The sequence below is a fragment of the Wolbachia endosymbiont (group A) of Philonthus cognatus genome, from assembly GCF_947251755.1.
In the GTDB taxonomy this organism is placed as follows: Bacteria; Pseudomonadota; Alphaproteobacteria; order Rickettsiales; family Anaplasmataceae; genus Wolbachia; species Wolbachia pipientis.
This window is the reverse complement of the sequence record NZ_OX366388.1, coordinates 903,803-927,870: the sequence shown is the minus strand read 5'-3', so window position 1 is coordinate 927,870 and position 24,068 is coordinate 903,803. Positions and strand designations below refer to the sequence as shown.

Annotated in this window: 6 protein-coding genes and 2 pseudogenes; 4 read left to right on the top strand and 4 right to left on the bottom strand. The window is 33.6% G+C overall.

Annotated features, from left to right (window positions below):
• Positions 1–162: 162 nt before the first annotated feature.
• On the bottom strand, positions 163–11,364 hold the full coding sequence (locus tag OPR21_RS04445) for an ankyrin repeat domain-containing protein (RefSeq protein ID WP_265029625.1): 11,202 nt from the start codon (positions 11,362–11,364) through the stop codon (positions 163–165).
• A gap of 102 nt (positions 11,365–11,466) precedes the next feature.
• On the bottom strand, positions 11,467–12,699 hold the full coding sequence (locus tag OPR21_RS04440) for a hypothetical protein (protein WP_265029624.1): 1,233 nt from the start codon (positions 12,697–12,699) through the stop codon (positions 11,467–11,469).
• Positions 12,700–13,422: 723 nt separating this feature from the next.
• Between OPR21_RS04440 and OPR21_RS04435 the strand changes: the two genes are divergently transcribed.
• From OPR21_RS04435 to OPR21_RS04425, 3 genes are read left to right on the top strand one after another with little or no spacing between them, the layout of a single operon-like run.
• Positions 13,423–15,552, top strand: coding sequence for a GumC domain-containing protein (locus OPR21_RS04435; protein ID WP_265029623.1), 2,130 nt, complete (start codon positions 13,423–13,425; stop codon positions 15,550–15,552).
• 41 nt (positions 15,553–15,593) lie between these two features.
• Positions 15,594–19,901, top strand: coding sequence for a collagen-like protein (locus OPR21_RS04430; protein ID WP_265029622.1), 4,308 nt, complete (start codon positions 15,594–15,596; stop codon positions 19,899–19,901).
• Between the two features lie 34 nt (positions 19,902–19,935).
• Positions 19,936–21,210: a hypothetical protein gene (locus tag OPR21_RS04425; RefSeq protein ID WP_265029621.1), complete on the top strand. Its 1,275-nt coding sequence runs from the start codon at positions 19,936–19,938 to the stop codon at positions 21,208–21,210.
• Positions 21,211–21,230: 20 nt separating this feature from the next.
• Here the strand turns inward: OPR21_RS04425 and OPR21_RS04420 are convergent.
• Positions 21,231–21,973, bottom strand: a pseudogene (locus tag OPR21_RS04420) (recombinase zinc ribbon domain-containing protein); the annotation flags it as partial.
• 69 nt (positions 21,974–22,042) lie between these two features.
• Between OPR21_RS04420 and OPR21_RS04415 the strand changes: the two are divergent.
• Positions 22,043–23,275, top strand: coding sequence for an IS256 family transposase (locus OPR21_RS04415; protein WP_265030286.1), 1,233 nt, complete (start codon positions 22,043–22,045; stop codon positions 23,273–23,275).
• On the opposite strand, the pseudogene OPR21_RS04410 reads toward OPR21_RS04415, so the two are convergent.
• A pseudogene (locus OPR21_RS04410) lies at positions 23,259–24,068 on the bottom strand (recombinase family protein); the annotation flags it as partial. The gene OPR21_RS04415 and the pseudogene OPR21_RS04410 sit on opposite strands and share 17 nt — an antisense overlap.

The following is a 24,068-nucleotide window of genomic DNA, read 5'->3' as shown; positions in this document are numbered from 1 at the left end:
CTCATTAAGAATCTAGTGAACTGTCTAAAACAGCTATGAAGATTGTACATAGAATTATATAAATTACTATCATAACATTACCCAAATTTCTATATCAAAGCCACCCTCACTTTAAATTTTCCACTACTTGGCATATTATAGCTCCACCCCTTATATTATAACTCACCTATTGAGATTACCTCTAAGCTTGGTTACTCCTATCTCAGAAAGACAAGTTGATACTTTTGAATGGCTGTGAACTGAAGCATTACTTAAATAACTTTGAGGCTCTAAACTCATCTGCTGTTTTTTTGCATCATCAACTTCTAATCTACCATCTCTGTTGTGTAATATCTGCTCTATTGATTGATTTAATACAATATTTAGCCTGCTATTAAATTGAATCATAAACTTGTCAAACTTCTTCGGACTTAACTTGCCAGGACATCCCGCCTCTCTACCAGGACACGCCTTCTCTACATATGAATTTAAAATCCCTGAAATCTCATTAAATTTACCACTCATAACTTTTTCAGCAATCTCTTCCTGCATTCTCACATAATCAATATTTAATCGATGCATTGATACATCACTTTTTAATCCAGCTTGTTCTACTACTCTTTCAAATCCCTTTGTAATATTGAGTGCATAGCCCTGTGCTTCTAGTGGGGATATAGACTGATCTACTGTAGAAATATACTTCTGACCTGTAACTTTTCTAATTAATAAATCAAGTAACATTATTGTACCATTAAAATCAACCTGTGATAGATAGTGATCTCCCATTTCTAGTATTGTATTTCCGCCACTAGGTTTAAATTTAACAGGTGTTTGCCTTTCACGCATTTGTTTTATATTTGCATTTACATAATCAATGTTGTCTCGAAAGAAACCTCCATTTTCTTGTTTTTTATCTGTACCATCAGATGGTAGTGTGGTACTTGTTGAACTACTACTACTTACCGAAGCTTTGGCAAATTGCTCATCAACTTGTGGTATTGAACTTGCAGTATTTGATGCTTCCTCAGATAAAGCAGCTCTAGAATAAAATAAACCACCTACAGAACCTTTTATCCACCCAAACAAATCATTTATCCATGAAGGTGGTCTTGCTCCACTACTTGTTGCTATCTCAGGTTGATCACCTAAATCTATAGCAAGAGGTTTACGCGATAAGTGATTATGATGACGACTATGATCTCCATGGTGATGACAGCGTTTGCGTTGAACAGTTTTGTCTTTTTCTTCTTTGATTTCCTCTAAATATTTTACAACATCATTATGTTTTTGCCAAGAGGCAAGATCCAACGGTGTTTTATCATCTTTATCTTTAACATCAAAGTTAGCACCTTCTTCTATAAAGTATTTTACTACATCTAAATGACCATTTCTAGCAGCATAGTGTAGAGGAGTCCTACTAGTGTTATCCTTAGCATTAATGTCAGCAACTTCCTTTATAAGATACTCTACTCCTGGTAAGCAACCTTCAAATGCAGCCCAGTGTAGAGAAGTCCTTCCATTACTACTCTTAGTATTAATATAAGCACCCCGTTTTATACATTCTTTAACTTTATCAAGGTCTCCGCTTTTTGCAGCATTCAATAATTCTTTATCTAGATCTAATTGTGCTTGCCTTAAAACTTCCTCTATATCTTTGTAACCACTTTGAATAGCCAATTCTAAAGGTATATCACCATCCATGTCTTTAGCCTCAATGTTAGCGTGCTTATCAAGAAGAAATTTTACTATATCCAATCTGTTCACCCTAACAGCCAGATGTAAAGGTTTGTTATTATAGTCGTCTTGAGACTCAATATTAGCACCTTTATCAATAAGAAATTTAACCGTATCCAAATTACCCTCTCGAACAGCAAAATGTAAAGGTGTTCCCTGATACGTTATTTCATTATTAAATTTAGCACCCTTACTAACGAGAAGTTCTACTGCATTCCATTTACTTTCTCGAGCAGCAAAAAGTATAGGTGTCCAACCATTCCTATCTAGAAGCTCAATCCTAGCACATCTACTAAGAAGAAGCTGAATCATACCTAAGTTACCTTCTTGAGCAGCATAGTGTAAAGGCGTAGAACCATACATATCTTGAGCATTAATATTAGCACCATAATAAAGAACAAGACTCACTACATTCAATTTTCCTGATCGAATAGCGAAAAAAATTGGTGTACAACCAAAATTGTCTTGAGCTTCAATATTAGCACCATAATCACAAAGAAGGTTTGTTTTGCTCAGATCACCTGCTTTGGCAGCAAGATGTAAGGGCGTTCTACCAAGTTTGTCTTGAACCTCAATGTTATTACTATTTGGGATTTCTAAAGACGCAGAATTTTCTTGTAAGTTACTTATCAAATCTAAATTATGTATTTTATCAAGGTAGTTTACTACATTAGAATAACCACTACAAGAAGCATAATATAGAGGCGCCCAGCCACCATGATCTTTAATATTAACATCAATTTTTTCTTCGTCTATAAAATATTTTACTATATCTAGTTTACCATTGTAAGCAGCATAGTGAAGGGGAATTCTACCACTATTATCTTTAATTTTTAAACTACTCTTTTCACCTACCACAAGATATTTTACTACATTTAGCTCGCCCCCATAAGCAGCACAATGCATAAGAGTTCGGCCATCGCTATACTTAGCACTTAAGCTAGCTCCTTGACTTACAAGATCTTCAACTTTGCTAAGATTTCCATATTGTGCTGCAATCAATAATTCTTTATCTAATTGCACTTGTTTTAAATACTCTACAATATTATTGTGTTTTTGATCAGTAGCAATATCCAGCAATGTTTTACCACCTTTGTCTTGAGTATAAACGTCAGCTCCCTTTTCTACAAGGTACTTTACTACACCCAAGTGACCATTCCAAGAAGCACAGTATAGTGGTGTTCGACCATATCTATCAAAATCATCGATGCTCATTCCCTTGCTGAGAAAAAATTCTATAATGTTTGTATTATTATTTTCAGCAGCAACATGTATAGGTTTCCTGCCAAAAATGTTCTCAGCGTTAATATCAGCACCCTTTTCTATTAAAAAGTTAGCAACTTCTAAGTAGCCTCTCCATGCAGCAAAATGTAGCGGTGTCCAACCATTTTTATCAGTATCATTAATATCAACACATTTGCTAATAAGGTACTTTAGTATATCCAAATTACCACTATAAGAAGCATCACATATAGAGGGACCACAACGATGATCTTTACCCTCTAAACTAACACCATTTTCAACAAGGTATTTAAATATACCAAAGTGACCTTTTAATACAGCATTGCGTGCAGGGGTATTACCATCTCTGTCTTCAGTATTAACATTAGCTCCTTGATTAACAAGGCCTGTTACTTCACTAATATTGCCAACTTTTGTTACATTCAACAATGCATGATCTAATTGTGCTTGCCTTGAAACCTTTACTATATCTAAACTAGAACCAGCATCTGCATTTCTCACTTTTCTTACATTAGACCCACAATCTTCAATCACCCACATCCCTTGCGGAACCTGACCTCCTGGAATCCAAGTAAATACTCTACGCCTATCATTGTCATATTTAGCATAATTAGCAGCATATAAATATTCATTAAGCTTAACATTCATTATAGAACAGTTATCACCATCAGGTCCAAGCTTCCACACATCTCGTGCAACTCTTCCTCCTGAAATCCAAGTAAATACCATTCGTCTATCATTATCATAATTAAAATAGTTACTAGCAGCATACAAGGTTTCATTAAATGCAACATTCACTATATAAAAATTGTCACCATCAAGTTTAATCTTCCACCTAAACTTATCACTTTTTTCATTCTTTGGAGTCCAAGTAAATGCCATTCGTCTGTCATTATCATAATTGAAACATTTGTTAGCAGCATATAAATATTCACCCTGATAAACATTCTTAATACATACTTTTGAAGCAAATATTGCATTCCTTACTGATTTTGGTAATCTATTTTCTAGCTTTTCAAGGCTAGATCTTTTTTCTAAAGGAACATTAGGATAATCCTTCATCTCCATTGCTTCTTTAATGTAAGAAGCTAACTTAAATATTGCATTATCATTTAGATCACCACTCTTTTGCATTGCATCAAATACAGCTATGTAACCTGAAATCAACTGACCAATATCACCATGATTATGTACACAGCTTAATATTTTTTTCGTATCTACTCTTCCATATGCATCATCTACAACTTCTTTAATTATATCATCAAACAGCTTTCCATCTGATTTATAAATTTCATTAGCAAGTTCATTAACTGAACTATACCTATTATGCAACATGCCATCCTTTAGCTTCTCTTTTGCTACACTTTTTATTGAATATCTTAACTTCTCTACAAAAAACTCTGCCCATCTTTTTACATTAGGTGCAGTATCTGCTTGGTTAATAATTTCGTTCTTTACGCCCTCAACTACTCCCATCACCTTATATGGATCATTATTTTTAACCTCAATATTCATGTTCCTATCAAGAAAAAATTTGACCATATCTAGGTCACCACTATAAGCGGCTACACGCAGAGGAGTTCTACCATTATTATCTTTAGCTCCAATATCAGCACCTTGATCCACAAGAAACTTAGCTATATTCAAATTGCCTTGCTGAGCGGCCCAGTGCAGGGGATGGATGTCTTTATCTTTAACACTAAAATGCTTCCTATCAAAAAGAATTTCTACTATGTCCAGCCTACCTGCTTGAATAGCAACGTACAAAGGTGTTAATTCATGCCTACTTTCAATATTAATACTTTCAATTTTTCTAATTAAATCTTTAGCTTCATTAATATTATCTCGCACTATAGCATCAAACATTTGCTCCTTTAATAAAGTCACTTTCTCCTTATTAAAGTCCTCTATAATATCTTCTGAATTACAAGCAGAGAATATGCATTCCGCATTAGAAACCATTGTATCATTAAAAGCGAACATCATTTCTCTTGCAGGCTGATAATTACTCCAATTCTCCACTTTTGCAATGGTACTATTTCCATATGATAGCACTAAACTATCATCAACAATCTCCATATCAAAACCCAATATAGACTTATCTCTAAAATCAACCAACCCAACATCATTCTTGTCAATAGGTTGATTATGATAAATCTGTAATCCTTGTTCATCTGGCTGATAGTATCTGAAAGAGTTAGGATCCATCTCTACATGCTCAAGCTTTAAATTTGTACTGTCAATTTTATAAAGCTTATTGTTCATTTGTAATACAATTTGCTGATGCTCTGGACTTTTAAAGTAATCAACTAAACCAATAGACAAAGACCACTTAGTACCTTTGCTATCAAGTACTGTAATATCTTTTATCTCTAAACTGTCCTCTGTAAGGTCAGAGATTGATTTGTTATAACATTCATTTATATAACTCCTTTCACCTTCTTCTATACCTATACTATCAATATCTGTTACATTCAATCCAGCAAAATCAATAATATTGTAAGGTACGTTCTGATAAGGCACTGCTTTGCTTTTTATTTTTAAATTAAGTCTTATGGGGAATAACGAGATTTCGTGATTTAATGTATCTGGTAGTCTGATAACATACTGATGTTGCCCTTTTTCTCCTTCTACCGTCACATCTTGATAGTGATTACATGCTACCATATAGCGATCATAATTAAGGCTTCCTCCATTATTATGATATTTCTGATAACTACTTGTAACATCAGAATTATTATAGCTAAAATCAACAACTACCTGACCTGAGTACATATCAGCAATTATCACTTTTTCACTAGGTATTCCCATGTGATTTTTGGTGACTTCTATTTGAGATATTGGTATGTCCAAATTACTCTTACTAGCAATATCTTTTGCAACTTGGTAAGTGCTAGGCAATTCTTGACCTAGAATACTTGCTTGTATAAATGCTTTTAACTTCTTTTCACTATCCTGTATAACTTCTCCACTAATGTCATTGCCTGAATTTTTCAACTTTTGATACCTAATATCCTCCGCCGTATCAAACAAAGACTTGTCTTGTATTGCAACAGATTCTGTTACTCCACTACAGTTTACTTGAATTATTAGATTTTTAAAATCATCGATTTTAGTACTTGAAACAATACTTTGTGTATCATTAGCTAAAAGATCTAAGCTATAGCCGACCTTTTCTATATCTTCACTTATTCCCCACTGTGTGATATTAGCAACTTGAACACTTATTACGTCAATATTCCCCTTTATTTTTCCTGTACTGCCTAAATCACTTACTATCCTAGCACTATCACTGTTTTCATTAATAATAAACACTGTTTGCTTCAATCCTCTGTGATGTACATTTTCTTTGTTGACCACTCTAACTTCATAATCTTTATCTGTGCAGTTAGATGAATTTTGCCAAACTTCCGCGTTTTTTACATTAATTAATCTCGTTTCACAGTGAGTAGTAATATTTTGCTTGTTGTCAGAGTTAGATACATAGTTATATGTGTTAACCAATCTTATGTTATTACTATTACCATAACGTATAGTTCCACTATGCAAATTTGCAGCGATATTATTAGCTTTAACATTCATTACTAGAGTATTTTCTTTTCCTGCTCCACCTTTGAGGGTACCAGACATAGAATTATTAATAATAAAAATAGTTTCATTGTTTTTAGAGCCAATATAACGTATATTACTACCCTCTGGAATATGCATTACTGCTGGATAATTTGCAGCTGCTGTCAATGTTTTCGGTCCTGAAATGTATAATACTGATCCTTTAGGAAAGGTTTGCTTTTTTGTATTACTAGGATCTTTTATTGTTGGACTAGTAAAAATAAAAGGTTCACCTGAGAGAGTAAAGCTCTCTTGACAGTTTCTATAGGTTTTGCCAGTATTGCAAGGCATATATACCTTATCCAAAGCGTAGGGCCGGAATATACGTTGTTCATTAATTATGCCACTACATTGATGTTGTGGTATTAAATGTCCTGATGGGGCCATTACGACTCTTAGCCCGCTATTGTACTCGTCTTGAGTTATATGGGGAAGGTACTTTGCCTCTTTACTAATCAAATAAACTTTTTTCTTTTCTTGTTTTGCAAGAAACTCTTCATATTTTTTAGTACTCTTAAATCTTGTAGCGCCTATGTCATCCAGCTGATAAAATTCTAAGTAGAGAGGTCTAGATATATTTAATGAAGATAAATCATCTTTTACATTAGAAGTCGTATTAACCTTATTGAAAGAGATACTCTCATATCTTTTTTCTAATTCACATGTCCACTGATCTGAACAACCGAGTCCACTTCCAGCACATACATGTTTTTTCTCAATGGTTCTAATGATCTCACTATATTTTTCTTCAATACTAGTAACATACTGCACAACTGCAGCTATATTAGGATCAGAATTAAGGTAATTTATGGCATTGCTTTTCACAGTATTTAAATAACCCTTTATCCTTATATAGTCTTCGTATATTGCTTTTTCGGAATTTGAAAAAAATATTTTAGTACGATCGATATTAGATATGGGAATTTGTGCTGCTATTGCTTGCGCTTCCATTGTTCTACTGTATAAGGATTGATGCAATGAAAACACAATATCAGGAACCATAGTAAATACTGACATCCTACCTAAAACTTTGCCTGCAGCAGATAACCCTCTTAAAATCTTAGTAATAGCACTTACACTTTTTACTGTAAAACTAACTCCTGCACTTATAGGCCTTATACTCATGCTTGCTAATTTTACACCACTACTAGCTGTCCAATAATAATTTAATGGATGATGATTACCTTGAACTATTTCATTTACACTATATCCAAATTGATAAGCGATAGTCGCAAATGTAATACTTTGAACTACAGGATTATCGATAATCTTAACAAAAGCTTGGCGTATAGGTTGTGGTATTTTGTTAATCAATCTTCCTACTTTACTATTAGGAGAAATACTTACACTCGTCCTAACATCATCCATAGCATCTAGTATACCATTGATACCAAATACTTGCTTTAAAGCATCATTATCATGCCGTCCAAGTGTTGCTGTATCACCTATACTATCAAGCAAGTCATATATAGCCATCATGGAAAAAAACTTTCCACCTTTTACTCCTTTTATTTTTGCTGAATCAAATTTATTATGATCAAATGCAATTCTTTTTTCTTTAAGGCTGCTTTCTACATTACTAATATAATCTGCAAAAACTTTTTCACCAAGATCATCAAAATGACTTTTAAACCTATCGAAAGTATCTTCTCTAACTCCTTTTGCTAATAAGCTCTGTTTAATTTCCTCTACAATATTGTTGTAATCTTGATTAGTTTGAACATCACCTATATCTTCAATATATTTTTTATTTTCTAATAACTGCTTATCATTTGATAGTTGATGTAATTTATCAAAGATTACTTCTTTTCCATCTTGAAATATACTATCTAATTTTATTCTATAATCATCAATTCTTAAATAATATTCGCTACCTTGCTCTTTAATTGCTTCTATTATAGCATACTCTTTATCGCTGCTTACTTTTAACTTGATTTCAAGATTTTTCTTATCCAGTACATAATTTTCTATACTCTTAATATTTGCAGCATTATCTATTATTAATTCTTTATCATTACCGTTATTGTCTTTGAATTTTACATTCACTTTACCACTATCAATACTCACTTGAGGAGAATCTATGGTTATAATTTTTTCGTCATAAGATTCAATGCCAAATAACTCTTTAACACGTTTCCTCTTTTCTTCGTTTGTAATCTTTTCTTCATCGAATGAATCTATACAAGGTATTCCTATACTACGTGTTCTCCTTCCTTTAGAACATTGATGCTGACTAATACTAAAGATAGAACTATGAACTACTAGAGCAGGAACAAACTTATCACTCGTTAATATTAAAGAATTTTTATCTTTAGCCTTCACATTAACAACTACACCCATGAAAAACATTTTATCACTATCTGTAATTGCTTTCAGTGCTGCCCCTTTAGCATATCTAACATTTTGTTCTTTTGTTAATTTATCAACTTCTTCTTTCATTCTTTTTTCGTCTAAGTTTTTATCTATAAGCTTAAATTCCAGCGCTATAGGAGTGTATTCTTTAGTACCCTGAGGTGAAGGACCAATACCTTGAATTACCATATCAACACGACCACCTGCTCCTACTTGAAATTCAGGTATAATTACAGTCTTCGCAGAATCTTGTTGTTTTGTAGAAGTCTCTTTTAACTTTAAATCACTGTAGCTACTAAGCAAACCATTAAGAACCGCTTGTAATCTTGCTTCATTAGTAATCAAATCTTTAATAGGGTAAATCATATCTGCTACTTCACTAAGCAACGCTTTATATGCTTGCAATGAAACCTCACCGTCAGAAGCATGTTGAGAAGTAATTGCTTGATCAAATTTTACCTTTAATTCATCAGAATTAGGTATCTTAAGAAAACTACCTGTAAATTGCTGATCGGCACCACTTGGATTATATTTACTTATCTGTTCTATTTCAAAAAGCTCTTCAAAAGACAACCCTGTTTCATATTTTTTGAGACTCATTTTAATTTCTATGACATTTTTTACTCCTCCTATTCCAGGTATGTTCAGCACTGGAATTTTTTTATCAGCATAGAATTCTTTTGTATTGGACTCTCGTATATGAAAAATGAATGCTGTGTTTTCTTGCCCTTCATTACCTTGAACAAATATTAATGTTGTAACAGGGCTTTTAGACAAAGTGTACTCTGTTCCCTGAGGCCAATTTAGCGGATACTCATTGTATGAATATATATATTTTTTTACGTTACCCTGATCTTGATCAATCTTGTTGATTAAAATTGATTGACCTAATATGTCTCGACTGAAATAGTAATGATCTTTTGTTTCTTTATTTGCTGGAAAAGTATGATATTCGCTTGATAACAAATCTGCTATTTCTTGCTTGAAATCTTTTTCAGAAAGTTGTTGATTATTCCACCTACGAGCTAACTTTATAAAATCCTCCATCAAAGAAGAAGGTTGTTTAATAGGTTTTACTTCAGTTTTAAACGGTTCCGCATTATCTAAATTTAACCCAACAGCAATAGCATTATCTGCATTGGTTAAAACCCTCATCTTATTTGGTCTAAAACCTTCAATGTAACCTTTAGCTTGCTCCAGTGCATCATTTGGATCAACTTGCCCTTCAGTTCCAGCCTTAAGTTCAATAAGAATTGGAACTGAATCAACAGCACGATTAGGCCCACGAACAAGCAAAACAACATCAGCATAACCTCCACCAGCAAACTGCTCCAGATATAGTTTGGTATTATCACGATATCGAAAGTTATCAAATACTCCTGCTACAAAGCCATGTTGATCAGCTTCGCGAGCTCTATTGCCATAAACACTATCTTGTAAGTCTAAATTGGTATGAACTTTCTTAATATAATTTAGAATGTCTTCGAGATTTTTCCGAACTTGATCTACTTCTGCACCTGGGTTAGCTAGCTTTTCAATATAACTTTCTAAATAAACAGACTTACCTAACTTTTTTGCCACTTTCTGAAACTTCACTGTAGGCTCGATGGGTTGATCTATAATCTTCTTCTTACTTTCCACCTTAATATTTATTTTTTCATCTTCTCCATCACCCTTTAAGGTATATCCCTTTACTGACGTAAGTCTTGATAATTCTTTTCTAACATCATCACTAAGATCTTTACCTGACTTACCTAGAAACTGCTTAATTTCATCAAAAAATTTATTTTTAAATGCATCATTACCTTTTAATTCACCAGAATCAATTTGCATTGTTTGAGTATTTCCATATATATCTTTAGCTTTACACTCCAATATGTTATTCTTCAGATATAAATGTAACTTCTTCGACTTAACATCTTTGTCTGACTTTGGTCTGCTTTTTACTAACTCATATTTATCTTTCAAAATTTTTATCACATCAATTTGAAGCTTACGTTCGTCTAATGGAGTATAATCTCTACCCATCACATTCTTCCACTCACCTGTGGTGAATTCAAAATTCTTAGTATTTGTTTGTTTAGAATGTTGAGCTTCTATATCTTCAGTGAAAATAAAAACATGTGTTTTGTTTTCTGTTTCTGCCACAACCTTTAAGGTTCTTGATCCCTCAAAACGAAAGTGTAATTTCTTTATACCTAGCTTGTCATTAAGTTTAGTATCTAATACACTGGAAAAAGAACCTAAAAACCTATGAGGAAAAAAGCCTGGCTTTTCACTAGAATGTAAATAGGATTGTATTTGATCAACCAATGACTGATATCTTGCTTCAAAAGATTTATCCAGTGAATCCGCTGCATCAGAAGTTGAAGAATCTACCTTACTAAAAAGTAACTCCATTAGCTCGAAATCTTGTGGTTTTTCTTGCTGTTGATCGTTATTAACCATAACCGCCTCCTGATTTTAACCTTTTACAATTTTTACTCTCACTAAAATTCTTTGTATGCTTTCGTTTAAGTCTAAGTAACTGAATTTTCAAAGAGAGAAACTCTACACTTTTCTTCTAACATCAGTTACCTTCTGCTGTATAGTTTCTACATCTAATGATGAACTTGGTAACTGATCACCATCTCCACTAACTAATTGCCTATCTCTAATTCTAGTGAATATCTCATGTATTGATTTATCTTCTTCCATAATAGACTGCATTTGCTCTTGATTAAGAGATTTAATAATTTCCGGCAATACCTTAATATCCGCATTATTTTTGATCAGACAAGCAATTCTATTTCTAGATGAGTATCCTATACTCAACTCATCTAAAAAGTGTTGCTTATGAGTTTCAAAGCCAGGACGATTCCACATGGAAGTAAGCATGTCACTACCAGACTTAATAAAACTATCATCTGGCATGGAAACAATTGAGTCTAATGCTCCAAACATTGACGTAGAATATCCATCAGGAGATAAATCTTCTGGCTTTAAATGTTCAAATAGCTTTCTAGCATTTTTGAAAGAATGGTTTCTTCTTAATATACTTAAAGTATAATAACATCCATGTTGTTTAAAATCTCTTTTTAATAATTCATGATACTTATCTTCACGAAGGTAACGTAGACAAAAATCGACCATACCAACATCATCAGTAGAAAAACGCCCCTTATTGTATGCTACTTCCATTAACAAATCTTCTTTCCTCTGTTGAGATACAGAATCAATTGACTGTAACTTATTCCAAAAGAACTCCAAGGCTTCAACATGCTTTTCTAGCATCGCACATTTAAAAGCGTAAACGTATGGATGCTCATTATTTAATTCTAACTGATGTTCCTGATTATTTATGGCATGTGACCAGTAGATCATTAAAGCCCCTTTATCACATCCCTTAACTAAACTCTCTACTGGCTTATTACCTAATGTTAATTTAAATTCCTCAAAAACAGCTCTTATCTCGTCTTCAAAACAACACCAGCATGCAATTCTGTAACGGTCAAAGGAATCAAGAAGAGATTTTTGTCCATCTTCAGTTTTCAAGTCTAACAATTTTTTCCCTAGTGCATACCTATCAAGCTCAACATGACCTAAGGTGTCATCGATTTTCCAACAGGTCCCACTTTCTAAAATTTCCTTAATAAATGGTGTTATTATTGTCCTGTCCCATTCACGCAATAACGTCTGATATGCAATACAATATCTCTTAATTTCTAATTCCTTGAATCCTTTATGAGGATCATCTTCTTTGATAGATGTTAGTAATACCCTTTGTACATTCTCGTAATCCATACTTATTCTCCCTAACAAGATTTAATATATTTTAGGCATGTTGCTCTACCTTTAAAACTTTGTCAATTACTATTTTAGAAAAATTTTCTAACCTAAAGTGATTTTCAGTAAAAGGCTCTTAACAGGCTTAATATAAGGTCTTTTGTTCACTTTTAAATTCTGTTTTTTATAAGTTTATCTTAATACTTATTATTAAATGAATTACTATTAATTTAATATTATATATCGCTAATGAATTAAATAATACAACCACTTTCAGCAACAAAAACCAGCAAGCGTGAGAAGTATTTTTCTTGGGATGGCATGGTCTACCAAGTGATCCATACGAACTTTTTATTATAATAATTTTACTATATGCTAAAACCAGCTATAGTGGCTCACTTTTGCTAAATTTATATACGAACTATTTTGCCCAATTTTGTTGCAAAGATTTCAAAATTCTATTTTCACAACCCTATTTTTACGCTGCTTGTCCTCAAAAATATACGATCCTTTTTGAAGGAATAAATAATTGAAATCTTTATAACACTAACTAGTATGGTACTTTCAAAAAAACTGTGCCTTATCCATCTGCTTTAATGGTATCGTAATATTTTGCACATAAACCTATTCTATAAAAATTCACAATACGAATTAGTAAATAAATTATGTTGAAATCAATTGAGCTTGTGATATATAGTACATATACTATATTATCTGTTTGTTTTAGTATGAAGTATAGGTATGTTTAATTCAAAGCAAGCAGCACAATATAGCTCATTTAGTAGTGATAGCCTTGAAGGTACTTCACCTTGTGTATTTGAAGGCTTTCCTAAAGAGATATTTGAGATTAGTGGTGAGGATAATCAAGTGGTAAGTAATTTAGAAAATGAAATAGAAAAGCTACGACAAGGAAATTTTGATCTTAAAAAAAATGTAAAGCTACAAAAACACTATAAAGAAATAACGGAAGAGTATTATGAAGAAGCAAGTAAACTCACCAAGGAAAAGCAAGTTTTAGAAGGGAAAGTTAAAGGGCTTGAAGCTGAGTTACAGAGAAAAACGGGAAAATTAATTGAAAATGATAAAAATATCGAACAGCTAAAACAGGAAGTGGAAATATCATTATTAGAAACGCAGAACAAAAATGATGTAATTAAGAACTTAAACGATCAATTGAAAGATGCAAAGGATGAAATTCAGTTAGTAGATAAAATAAATGAAGAGTTACAGCAAAAATTGAATCTGGCTGAAGCTAAGTTAAATAGAGTAAGAAAAGAAAGTACAGCGCTGATAGACAGTATAAAGAATTTGCAAGGTGATTATGAAAATCAGATATTAGAAAAGGAGATGGAACTTAATGATATAAGAAATCAGTTTTACATTTCTTCATCAGATTATAAAGAACTATTTGCAGAATTTAGTGAATTGCGGAAGGAAAATGAGGGTTTAAAACAGAAAAACTTCTATATTAGTAATGAAGTGTCTCTTGCAGATGAAATAAATAAAGAAAACGTAAGAGAAGAAATAGCAAAACCTCAGTTTATACCTGAAGTGGAAACTAGGCATACTAATGATAATGATGACCAAGAATCAACCCGGCTATACGAAGGAGTAGAAAACAATCAATATTATCAAACAAGTGAAGATAAAAACCTTGAAAGTACTGATTTCGAGATTGGAGTATGGAATGGGACAGATAGTGAAAGTGACGATGACGACAATGTTAGCCCTTGCCCTGATTATGATGAAAGTTTTGGTAGGCGTTACAGTCAACTATCCTATGGTGAAACCACAGTTCATTTAGAAAAAGATACTTTTTTTTTAATTCGTCAAGAAGATTCTTTTTCTTTAGCAAAAGTAAAACTAAATATAAGAGAAAGAGAAAAGTATGAAAGTATCTGGCAAAAAATAGATAATATCTATGATTATCTAGACATTTTAGGTTATTCTAGTAGCGAAGAAGATTATGAGGAGTGCGAAAAAGAACTTGATAAAGTTATAAGCGAAGCACTGGAACAAGGAATAATGTTCACTTTTCCATATAAATCTGATATATCCTTGATAGATCGTATAGCTGATACATTCCAAAAGCTATATTTATCTGCTGATACTACTCGAATTTATGAGTTTTTACACAAGAAAAAAATATTTCAGATAATATCAGAAGGTGCATCTTTAAATGAATTTAGCAACAAAGAACATGAAGATTTCGTAAACGTAATTTGTTCAGATAGAGATGCTTTGGATAAACGAAACGCAAACCTTTCAAATCTTAAAGAATTGGCATTGGAAAGTACTATAAATAAAAGTAAGCAAATTAATGAATACGATTTTGAGTTAGAAATAGATAACGGATATTTTTATATAGATTATCCACAAAATAGTACTATTGAAGTTGCAAAGATATTCAACAATGAAAAAGCTAAAGATTTAAATCTAAATATTGGTATAGTTCAAGTTGACAAAAGTATAATTAGAGTTGAAAATATAAGAGGAATGAGAAATTACACAGACATATCAAGAGGTAGCATTGAAATGTCTTTTACTACCAAAGTAGGAGAGATCAGTATCTATCTATATCCTAGTGAAGAAGATAGCAATAAAATAGAGGTGAGACTTACCGATCAAGTAAGATTCTCTAAGTTAGAGAATAAATCAAATTTAGGACAGGATTGTCTTTTAGGGGGAAAAAGTGTTTTAGCAGCCATAGAAAATGGGTATTTCGAAAGAAATAGTAGTGTTTTTAAAGAGTTAGGTAAGACTATTAAACAGTCAGATTGTACAATGGGAAATCCATCTAGCTTTGTAGAAGAAGTTAATAGAAATCAATTACTCAAAGTAAATGCAAGAGCTTGTGGTAGGGAATTGTGAGAATTACTATATATTAAGGTATAAAAACAAGAGGAGCGAAGATGCGTTTTAATTTAGAGCCAGGAGATACTTTTTGTGATGGTGAAAGTAAGCTTGTAAATGTCAAAATAAATGACGAAGAAAGAATTAACTTACCTTATATATCGTATGTCTTTGATCATGAGGAAAGTTTTATTATATCTAATTTTATGCTGAGACCGATGAACATAATACTAACTAATTCATCTCAAAGGCTAAATTTAAAGCTAGAAAAAGTAGGTGGTGATTACAAGCTGGCTTTGGTTGATGGCTCAGATCAATATTATTATGTTTACTACTATAATCCCAATATTTCCAAGATAGCTACTTTCAATTCTATACCTAGCAATATCATAGAATATCGAGGTCAAGAATACATTCAGTCTTATGCTGGAGAATGTTCAGTCGATCTTGTGCCGCTAATAAATAGTAGGGTTCTAGTAGATCCAAAAGATATAATGAGTAATAAAGACGTAGATTTTGTCTTGAAAGAGCTTGAAAAATTACCTGATAAGAGACTTGAAATACGTGTTGGAAAGAATTTTTTAAATGGACCAGAAGAAATTCTATCAAGCGCTTATAAAAGTGCTGAAGTATATGATAGACTTGGTAATAAGATTGGAATATTGAATAATATTGCTGCTAGCTTTAGTAATAAAAAATTAAAGCTATTCTCTGGAAATGTTTCTATCGATACAACAGATCAGTTTGGTACTAATCTTAATCTAAAAAAAAACAATCCTCTTTTTAGAATAAAAAGATTAAATAATGACAATTATGTAGGATGCATATTAAGTCAATATGGTAAATGCGAGAAATTCTATGCTCTGACACCTGAGAGCTTTGAGCAAGAAGAACATATTTATATAGATTATGATGAGGAGGAGGAGTTTGACCAGCAGAGCTATTATTTATACCCTTATTACTACTATTTACATGATTTAAAGGTTAGTATGAATAATGGAAAAATTGAAGAATTAGAGCAAAAAATTAAAGATTTAGAAAAGAGAATTGGGAATCTGCAGTTAAATATGAAGTCAGTGGCAGCAATATCTGGTTCAAAAGGCGAGCCAGGTATACCTGGAGTACCAGGATTGGATGGAAAGCCTGGAAAGAAAGGTGAGCAAGGCAATACAGGTCTAAAAGGAGATAAAGGAATAGATGGAGTTTCTGGTATAGATGGAATGCCAGGCTTACCTGGACTAAGGGGTCTTAAAGGAAATACTGGAACACCTGGTAAGGATGGAGCATCTGGTCCTCAGGGTCCAGCTGGTAAAGATGGAGTGCAAGGTATAAAAGGTGACAAAGGAAGTACCACAAATGCTAGAGAAATTGCGACCGAATTGGTTACTAGCAAAAAAGCTGAACTAGGAGAAGCAGTACTTGATGCAAAGGATGGCAGAGGTGAAAATCTTGCAACTCAGATTGCCGGTAAAGTTAATCTCGATTCGCAAGAACTTGTGAATAAAATTGATTCAGCAAAACTCACTGAAGGGGTAGTACATAAACTTTCTCCAGAGGAAGTGAAAAAAATTGCAGGGGATATTGTAAACACAATAACAAGCGATGCTACACAACAAAATAACCCCGATCCTATGGCCTTCAACAAATATGAAAAATTTGCAGAAAAACTTGCTGAACTACTTGTTGATAAAAGCAGTATGAACAAGGGAGAAGCTAGTAATCTTGTAAAAGGTAAGATAAGTGGATGGGGACTTGCCAAGTATCTTCTGCTTCATAGTGATTTAGGTGAGCAAACAAAAGCTCTACACATGGTAAAGCAAGAAATAGATAAGGAAAAATTAGCTGATTTTTTGCTTGAGTATGCTCAATTAAAAGGTGATGTGGGTGCAGTAAAAACAATAGTTGAAAATATTGTTCATCAGTTCTTTAACACTAAAAAAGTAGATGAATTAGGAAAAGCAGTGCTGGAAGCACAAGATGATCAAGGTAAAAAAATCTTAGTGAATGACCCAGCTTTACAAAAAGGAGTAGCAGATGAGTTGAGACAAAACCCAGGAAAAATTCAAGGTCCTAAGGGTAGTAAGGGAGATACAGGTCCTAAAGGAGTAGATGGAGCTTCTGGTTTAGATGGAGTACCAGGTATACCTGGACTGAAAGGTGATAAAGGAAATATAGGTCTGGAAGGTAAAAAGGGAGAATCAGGAATAGATGGAATGCCAGGTGTAGATGGTCCTAAAGGTGAAAAAGGCAATGTTGGTCCTCAAGGGCTACAAGGTCACAAAGGCCACGTTGGTAGATCAGGTCCTAAAGGAATAGATGGAGTTTCTGGTCTGGTAGGAATGCCAGGCTCAAAAGGTAATATGGGTGAAAAAGGAAACATTGGATTATCAGGTATACCTGGACTGAAAGGTGATAAAGGCGATATGGGTGACCAAGGTTTACAAGGACAAAAGGGTGCAAAGGGAGTTACCGGAGCATATGGGCCAAAGGGAGAAAGAGGAAATAATGGTACAGATGCAAGTCCTGAAGAAGTTGCACAGAAATTAATTAATAATGGTACCATTGCTAATCAGGTACTTGAATGCCGTAATCAAGACGGAGATTTAATACTAGAGCAGCAAATTGCAGGAAGAATTATCGATGATCACGATATTCACATAGGAATAGCCACTGCATTAGTTGATAACAGAGTTCAAGAGCTAGCAGATGCATTATTAAGTGACACTAATAATACATTAGTAGCAAAACTTGCAAATAGTACTGAGCTCACACAAAGCATTTCTGAAGAATTAAGACAAAATCTAGGAAAAGTTCAAGGCCCTAAAGGAGATATTGGAGCGCCAGGTATAGATGGAGTACAAGGTGTGCCAGGCCCAAAGGGAGAAGATGGATTACCAGGCATTCCTGGACCAAAAGGTGATAGAGGTGAACAGGGTTTACAAGGACAGAAAGGTGAATCAGGTATAGATGGAGTACAAGGTATACCTGGTCTACAAGGTCCAGATGGACTAAAAGGTGACAAAGGAGAAGATGGATTACCAGGCATTCCTGGACCAAAAGGTGATAGAGGAGATATTGGTCCTAAAGGGTTACAAGGTCCAAAAGGTTACACTGGTAAATCTAGTCCTAAGGGTAGTAAAGGAGATGCTGGCTTAACAGGAATGCCAGGCCCAAAGGGAGAAGATGGATTACCAGGCATTCCTGGACCAAAAGGTGATAGAGGTGAACAGGGTTTACAAGGACAGAAAGGTGAATCAGGTATAGATGGAGTACAAGGTATACCTGGTCTACAAGGTCCAGATGGACTAAAAGGTGACAAAGGAGAAGATGGATTACCAGGCATTCCTGGACCAAAAGGTGATAGAGGAGATATTGGTCCTAAAGGGTTACAAGGTCCAAAAGGTTACACTGGTAAATCTAGTCCTAAGGGTAGTAAAGGAGATGCTGGCTTAACAGGAATGCCAGGCCCAAAGGGAGAAGATGGAATAGGTGCTGCACTCGCTGATAAATTTTTACACGAGATCAACAAAACAAAAATTGAAATTCAGGATGCTAAAAAGGCAGTAGAAGTTGCTAAAACTGCTTCTGAAAAATCAGCAAAAGAAGCTCAAGACGCTGAAGATAAGATTACAAAATTATACAGTAAGGTGGTAAATTTAACAGGAGAAGCTAAAGTCTTTAAAGAAGAGGCTGACAATTTTGCTGATAAAGCATTTCGATCAAAGAAGAATGTAGAAGCGCTTTATAGTAAAATAGAAAGTATCTTTTGTAACACAAATCCTACAGATCAAATCTGTCCTGCACGTAGGAGGAAAAGAGAAATTAGAGAATTAAACAATTTATCAGAAGCAAGTGGAGCAAGTAGACCAACTCCATTTGTATCTCAAGTAATAAGTTTCTTTTATCCTGTGATAGGACAGGACGAATATAAAGTAAAAAATAAAGTACAGGAGCTCAATCAAACAGTAAAAACAATAAATGCAGCAGATATTCTAACAAAATTTGAAGAAGTATTAAGAGAAACAGCCTTGAAATGCGGCATTGCAAAAAAAAGCTTAAATTTCGATCCATCAAAACTAATGAAAGAAATTGTAAGCAAGTCGTTATTTAATGATGAAAATCGTAATAAGTTGTTGAAATTCCTATGTTCAGCTGCAGGAAAAGCTTTTCCACACTATAAACAGACAGGTAAGTTTTTGACTATTTTCGAAGATAGTATGAAAAGAACATTAGCAGGTAATAAACAGCTTGCTAATACTGAAAAAATAGTAGCAGATAATGAGCAGCCAAGAAGTTTTATAAGCGATGTTACCCCTCCAAGCAGCTTCAATGCTATTGATCAGGAAGTTGTTGGCTATTTAAGATAAAAAAATTGTTAAAGTGAATTCGAGTGGAAATGGTATGAAAAAGTATACATTTAGAATAGATAATAAAGATTCGCTTTGCAAAAAGCTGATTAAACTTCCTATTGCATATTATATATTAAAGAGAAATGATAATGTATATACTGTCCACTCACACAGTGGTATGGTTAGAGTGGGTGATGATGCTGATGATTTGAAATTAAAATTGGAAAAAAATTCAATAGTTTTATGTAAAGGAAATTCACCTCTGCAATTAAATGGCGAGAATTTTATTATAGAACAGGAGGCTATAACAAGTGTAAGCAGGGATGACATTATAAATAAGCTTAGAACAAAATCAATAGGGATTTCACTTTACGACATAAAAGATGTTCCTTATTTTGGTATGGAATTATCCATTTCTAGACATAATGCAGAAAATGGAGTACTAAACTTCATCAATTTTGACGATGAAAATGATCCAGTACTACAAAAGATTAAAGAAGAAACAGGTGGGCTTTATTTTACAATAGAAGATAATGCAGATTGTTCTAGAACTGTCTATATATCAGACAAGGATGGAAACCGTCTTCCAGCGCATAATGGCTATCAATATCAATATAAACCAAATGTAGCAGAACTAGAAACAATAGATAGCTTAATTAAGGCTGAGCAAAAATTTACTTTGCAAAAAGGACAAGAATTATCGGATGACATCTATGAAGCAAATATTGTCTTGAATGGTAAAACTGTAGCAACCCTACCAAAAATAGGTTACTACATGTTCAACGGTCAATTAGTCATGCGTAGTCATATTACAGATGAGGAAGTAAAAATTCCTAGAGACTTTCATTACCTTAAAGTTGTTAAGCCCAGTAATAATGAAGATTATAAATTAACGTTTTGCAATTTCCTAGGTAATGAATTTTTTGAATATAAAAAGTATGATCCACAATACTCAAATGTACCAAATGAATATCAGTACATAAATTTAAACTGTATGAAAAAGGAATATAAACCAAATTTCTGCAAGTTGCTTAACCATAAACCATCTTTTTTTATCACAGAAGGAACTGCTAATCCAAATTCTCCAAATCACTGCCCAGCTTATGCTTTTGAATTAACAAACAGTGGAAAGGGCAAGAAAATGGCTACACTAATTGATCAATTTGGCTTTTTCAATAAAGAGGGTAAGTTTCAATATTGTGATTACCATACAAAAGCAGATTACGATGTTTACGATTCTTACAAAATCAATAAAGAGTACACAGCAGCAGATGAGTTTTATTTTAATAATGACATGATTCTTTATACTATTCCAGAGTTATCTTAACCATATACAAGATATACATATCAGTTTCTTTTACAATCAAGACCATAAAATTTCTCTAGTTGCTCACTCCACAGCATCGGTGTTTCTCTCAAATCAGCTAGCTTTAAACTTCTTGGCTGCCTTCCATTTACTATGTCTTCTTTAATCTTCGGAGCTAAATAATTTAACCTTAAAATTTGTTGTATACGTCTTGTACCTATATTAATTTTAACGCTCAGCTCTTTCACACTTCTATATTTTCCTTCTTCTAGCTGCCGTTTCCATAGGTGAGCTCTTACCACTGCTTTCAGTAGTGCATTGTTTGTTTTACCTTCTGGTTCTACTACTGTGCATTTATTTCCTTTCTTTTTTATTGGTATAAATTCCACCTTATCATCTAAACTAACTTCTATTCCATCATCTCTTACCATTACTCTCTTTATTAACTTTTTCACTACTTCTTTCTGCTTTCCAAAACTTAGATTTCTCCACTCTTCCGCATTTTCTCCACATTTTCCATATAAATCTTCTGCTCTCTTCATTACTTCTTTTTCTACTTCTCCAGCTACTACTGTTCGGTTCACTGATCCACAATCTTTTCCTCTTAAATGGTTATTGCATATATAATATCGATACCTTTTATTTTCTTTTTTTGAGTATGTCAGCGTCATGTTTACTTTGCAGCATCTGCATCTTATCATCCCCTTTAGCAGCGCTTCCTCATATTTTACTCTCGATATGGTTGATTCTTTATCAATTCTTGTGCTTTTTGCCATTTTTCTTGGGAACGTTCAAAAAAGTGTGTCAAACCGAAAAAAAAGTAATAAATTGATATAAAAAATGGAGGTTTGATATGAGTCAAGCAAATAGAACTACTGGTTTGGTAGATTATAAAGAATTAGAAACAAATATCCTGTCATCTATACGAGAAGGAAGACCATTGACAGGAAGAGATGGAGCATTAACACCGTTTATAAAAAGGTTGCTAGAGGCAAGTCTGGAAGGTGAAATAGAAAGCCACATGTCAGTTGAAAGTGAAGAAAATAACCGAAGAAATGGGAGAAACGCAAAAACTTTACGCACGAGTGCAGGCTCATTTGAGCTGCTAACACCAAGAGATAGGGAGGGAAGCTTTGAACCGCAAATAGTCAAAAAAAGGCAAACAAGCCTACATCCAGAACTTGAAGCAAAGGTCTTAAGTACATACGCCAGTGGCATGGGATACAGAGACATAGCTTCACACGTTGAGGAAATATATGACCACAAAATATCAGCAGCAGAGATATCTAGTATTACTGATAAACTGCTTCCAGTAATCAATGAATGGCGCAGCCGCCCACTGCAATCAGTGTATCCAATAGTGTTTATGGATGGCATGTTCTTTAAGGTCAAGGAGGACGGACATTGTATAAGTAAATGCATGTATAATATATTGGGCATAAATCAAAATGGCAGAAAAGAAGTATTAGGTTTTTATTTGGCTGAAAGTGAGGGAGCTAACTTCTGGTTGGGAGTTCTAAATGACCTCAAAGAAAGAGGAGTAGAAGATATTCTAATTGCCTGCATTGATGGACTAAAAAGCTTTCCTACAGCTATAAATAGTGTATTTCCTAAAGCAGAAGTACAGCTATGTATAGTGCATCAGATAAGGAATTCACTGAAATATGTATCTAGCAAAGATGTAAAAGTTTTCATGAATGATTTAAAAAAAATATATCGTGCTTCAAGTAAAGAAATCGCTGAGAATTATTTGCTTGAGCTGGAAGAAAAATGGAGTGAAAAATATCCCTTAGTTACAAAATCGTGGCAAAACAATTGGGAAAATTTATCTAGTTATTTTAAGTATTCTGGGCCAGTTAGGAAGATGATTTACACCACCAATCCAATTGAGGGGTTGCATAGACAAATCAGGAAATTTACTAAAACTAAAGGTTCATTTACCAGTACAAATGCCTTGTACAAACAGGTATATTGTGCTATAAAAAAGGTAGAGCAAAAGTGGATTACTGCTTTGCCTAATTGGGCTTTAACTATGTCTCAACTTGATATCTTTTTTCCTGGTAGGTTAAAAATTGAGTTGAATTGAAAATGCGGTTTGACACACTTTTTTGAACGTTCCCTTTTTCTTCTTCTATTATTGCCTCATGCTTTCCTTTATACTGTTTCTCATAATGTCTGATTTTTCCCACATATATCGGATTCGTTATTATTCTCCTTACCGTTGCTTTTTTAAAAATATCCGATTTTGTTCTGTAACCTTGACTATTTAATTCCCTTGCCAACTCTGCCATTGACTTCAGCTCTACATATCTTTCAAATATATGCCCTACTATTTTCGCTTCTTTCTCATTTATTATTAATTCTTTATCCTTTACATCATATCCAAGCGGCAAAGTTCCCCCCATCCACAATCCCTGCTCCTTTGATGTTGCTATTTTATTTTTTACTCTCTCTACAATCATTTCTCTTTCTAGTTGTGCTGCTCCTGACAATACTGTTTGTACAAACTTTCCCATTGGCGTATTATTGTCAAATATTTGTGTTACTGCTACAAAATTTACTCTATGCCTTCTAAAAAATGATGTTACTTCAATGCTGTCTTTTGTTTCCCTTGATAGCCTATCTAGTGTATATACTACCACACAATCTACTTCTCCTTTTTTTACATCTTCAAATAATTCCTTTATTGCTGGTCTTTCTAAATTTTTCCCTGAAAATCCGCCATCATCGTACCTTTTGGCCAATGCTACCCAGCCTTCTCTGCTCTTTATGTATTTTTCACATGCTACTCGCTGCGCATCTAAACTGTTAAACTTTTGTTCTAGTCCATCCTCATTTGATTTTCTCGTATATATTGCACATCTTACTTCTTTTAGCAT

Excerpts from the sequence above, each read along its gene's own strand:
- OPR21_RS04445 (WP_265029625.1), bottom strand. The coding sequence starts at position 11,364 with ATGGTTAATAACGATCAACAGCAAGAAAAACCACAAGATTTCGAGCTA.
- OPR21_RS04440 (WP_265029624.1), bottom strand. The coding sequence starts at position 12,699 with ATGGATTACGAGAATGTACAAAGGGTATTACTAACATCTATCAAAGAA.
- OPR21_RS04435 (WP_265029623.1), top strand. The coding sequence starts at position 13,423 with ATGTTTAATTCAAAGCAAGCAGCACAATATAGCTCATTTAGTAGTGAT.
- OPR21_RS04430 (WP_265029622.1), top strand. The coding sequence starts at position 15,594 with ATGCGTTTTAATTTAGAGCCAGGAGATACTTTTTGTGATGGTGAAAGT.
- OPR21_RS04425 (WP_265029621.1), top strand. The coding sequence starts at position 19,936 with ATGAAAAAGTATACATTTAGAATAGATAATAAAGATTCGCTTTGCAAA.
- OPR21_RS04415 (WP_265030286.1), top strand. The coding sequence starts at position 22,043 with ATGAGTCAAGCAAATAGAACTACTGGTTTGGTAGATTATAAAGAATTA.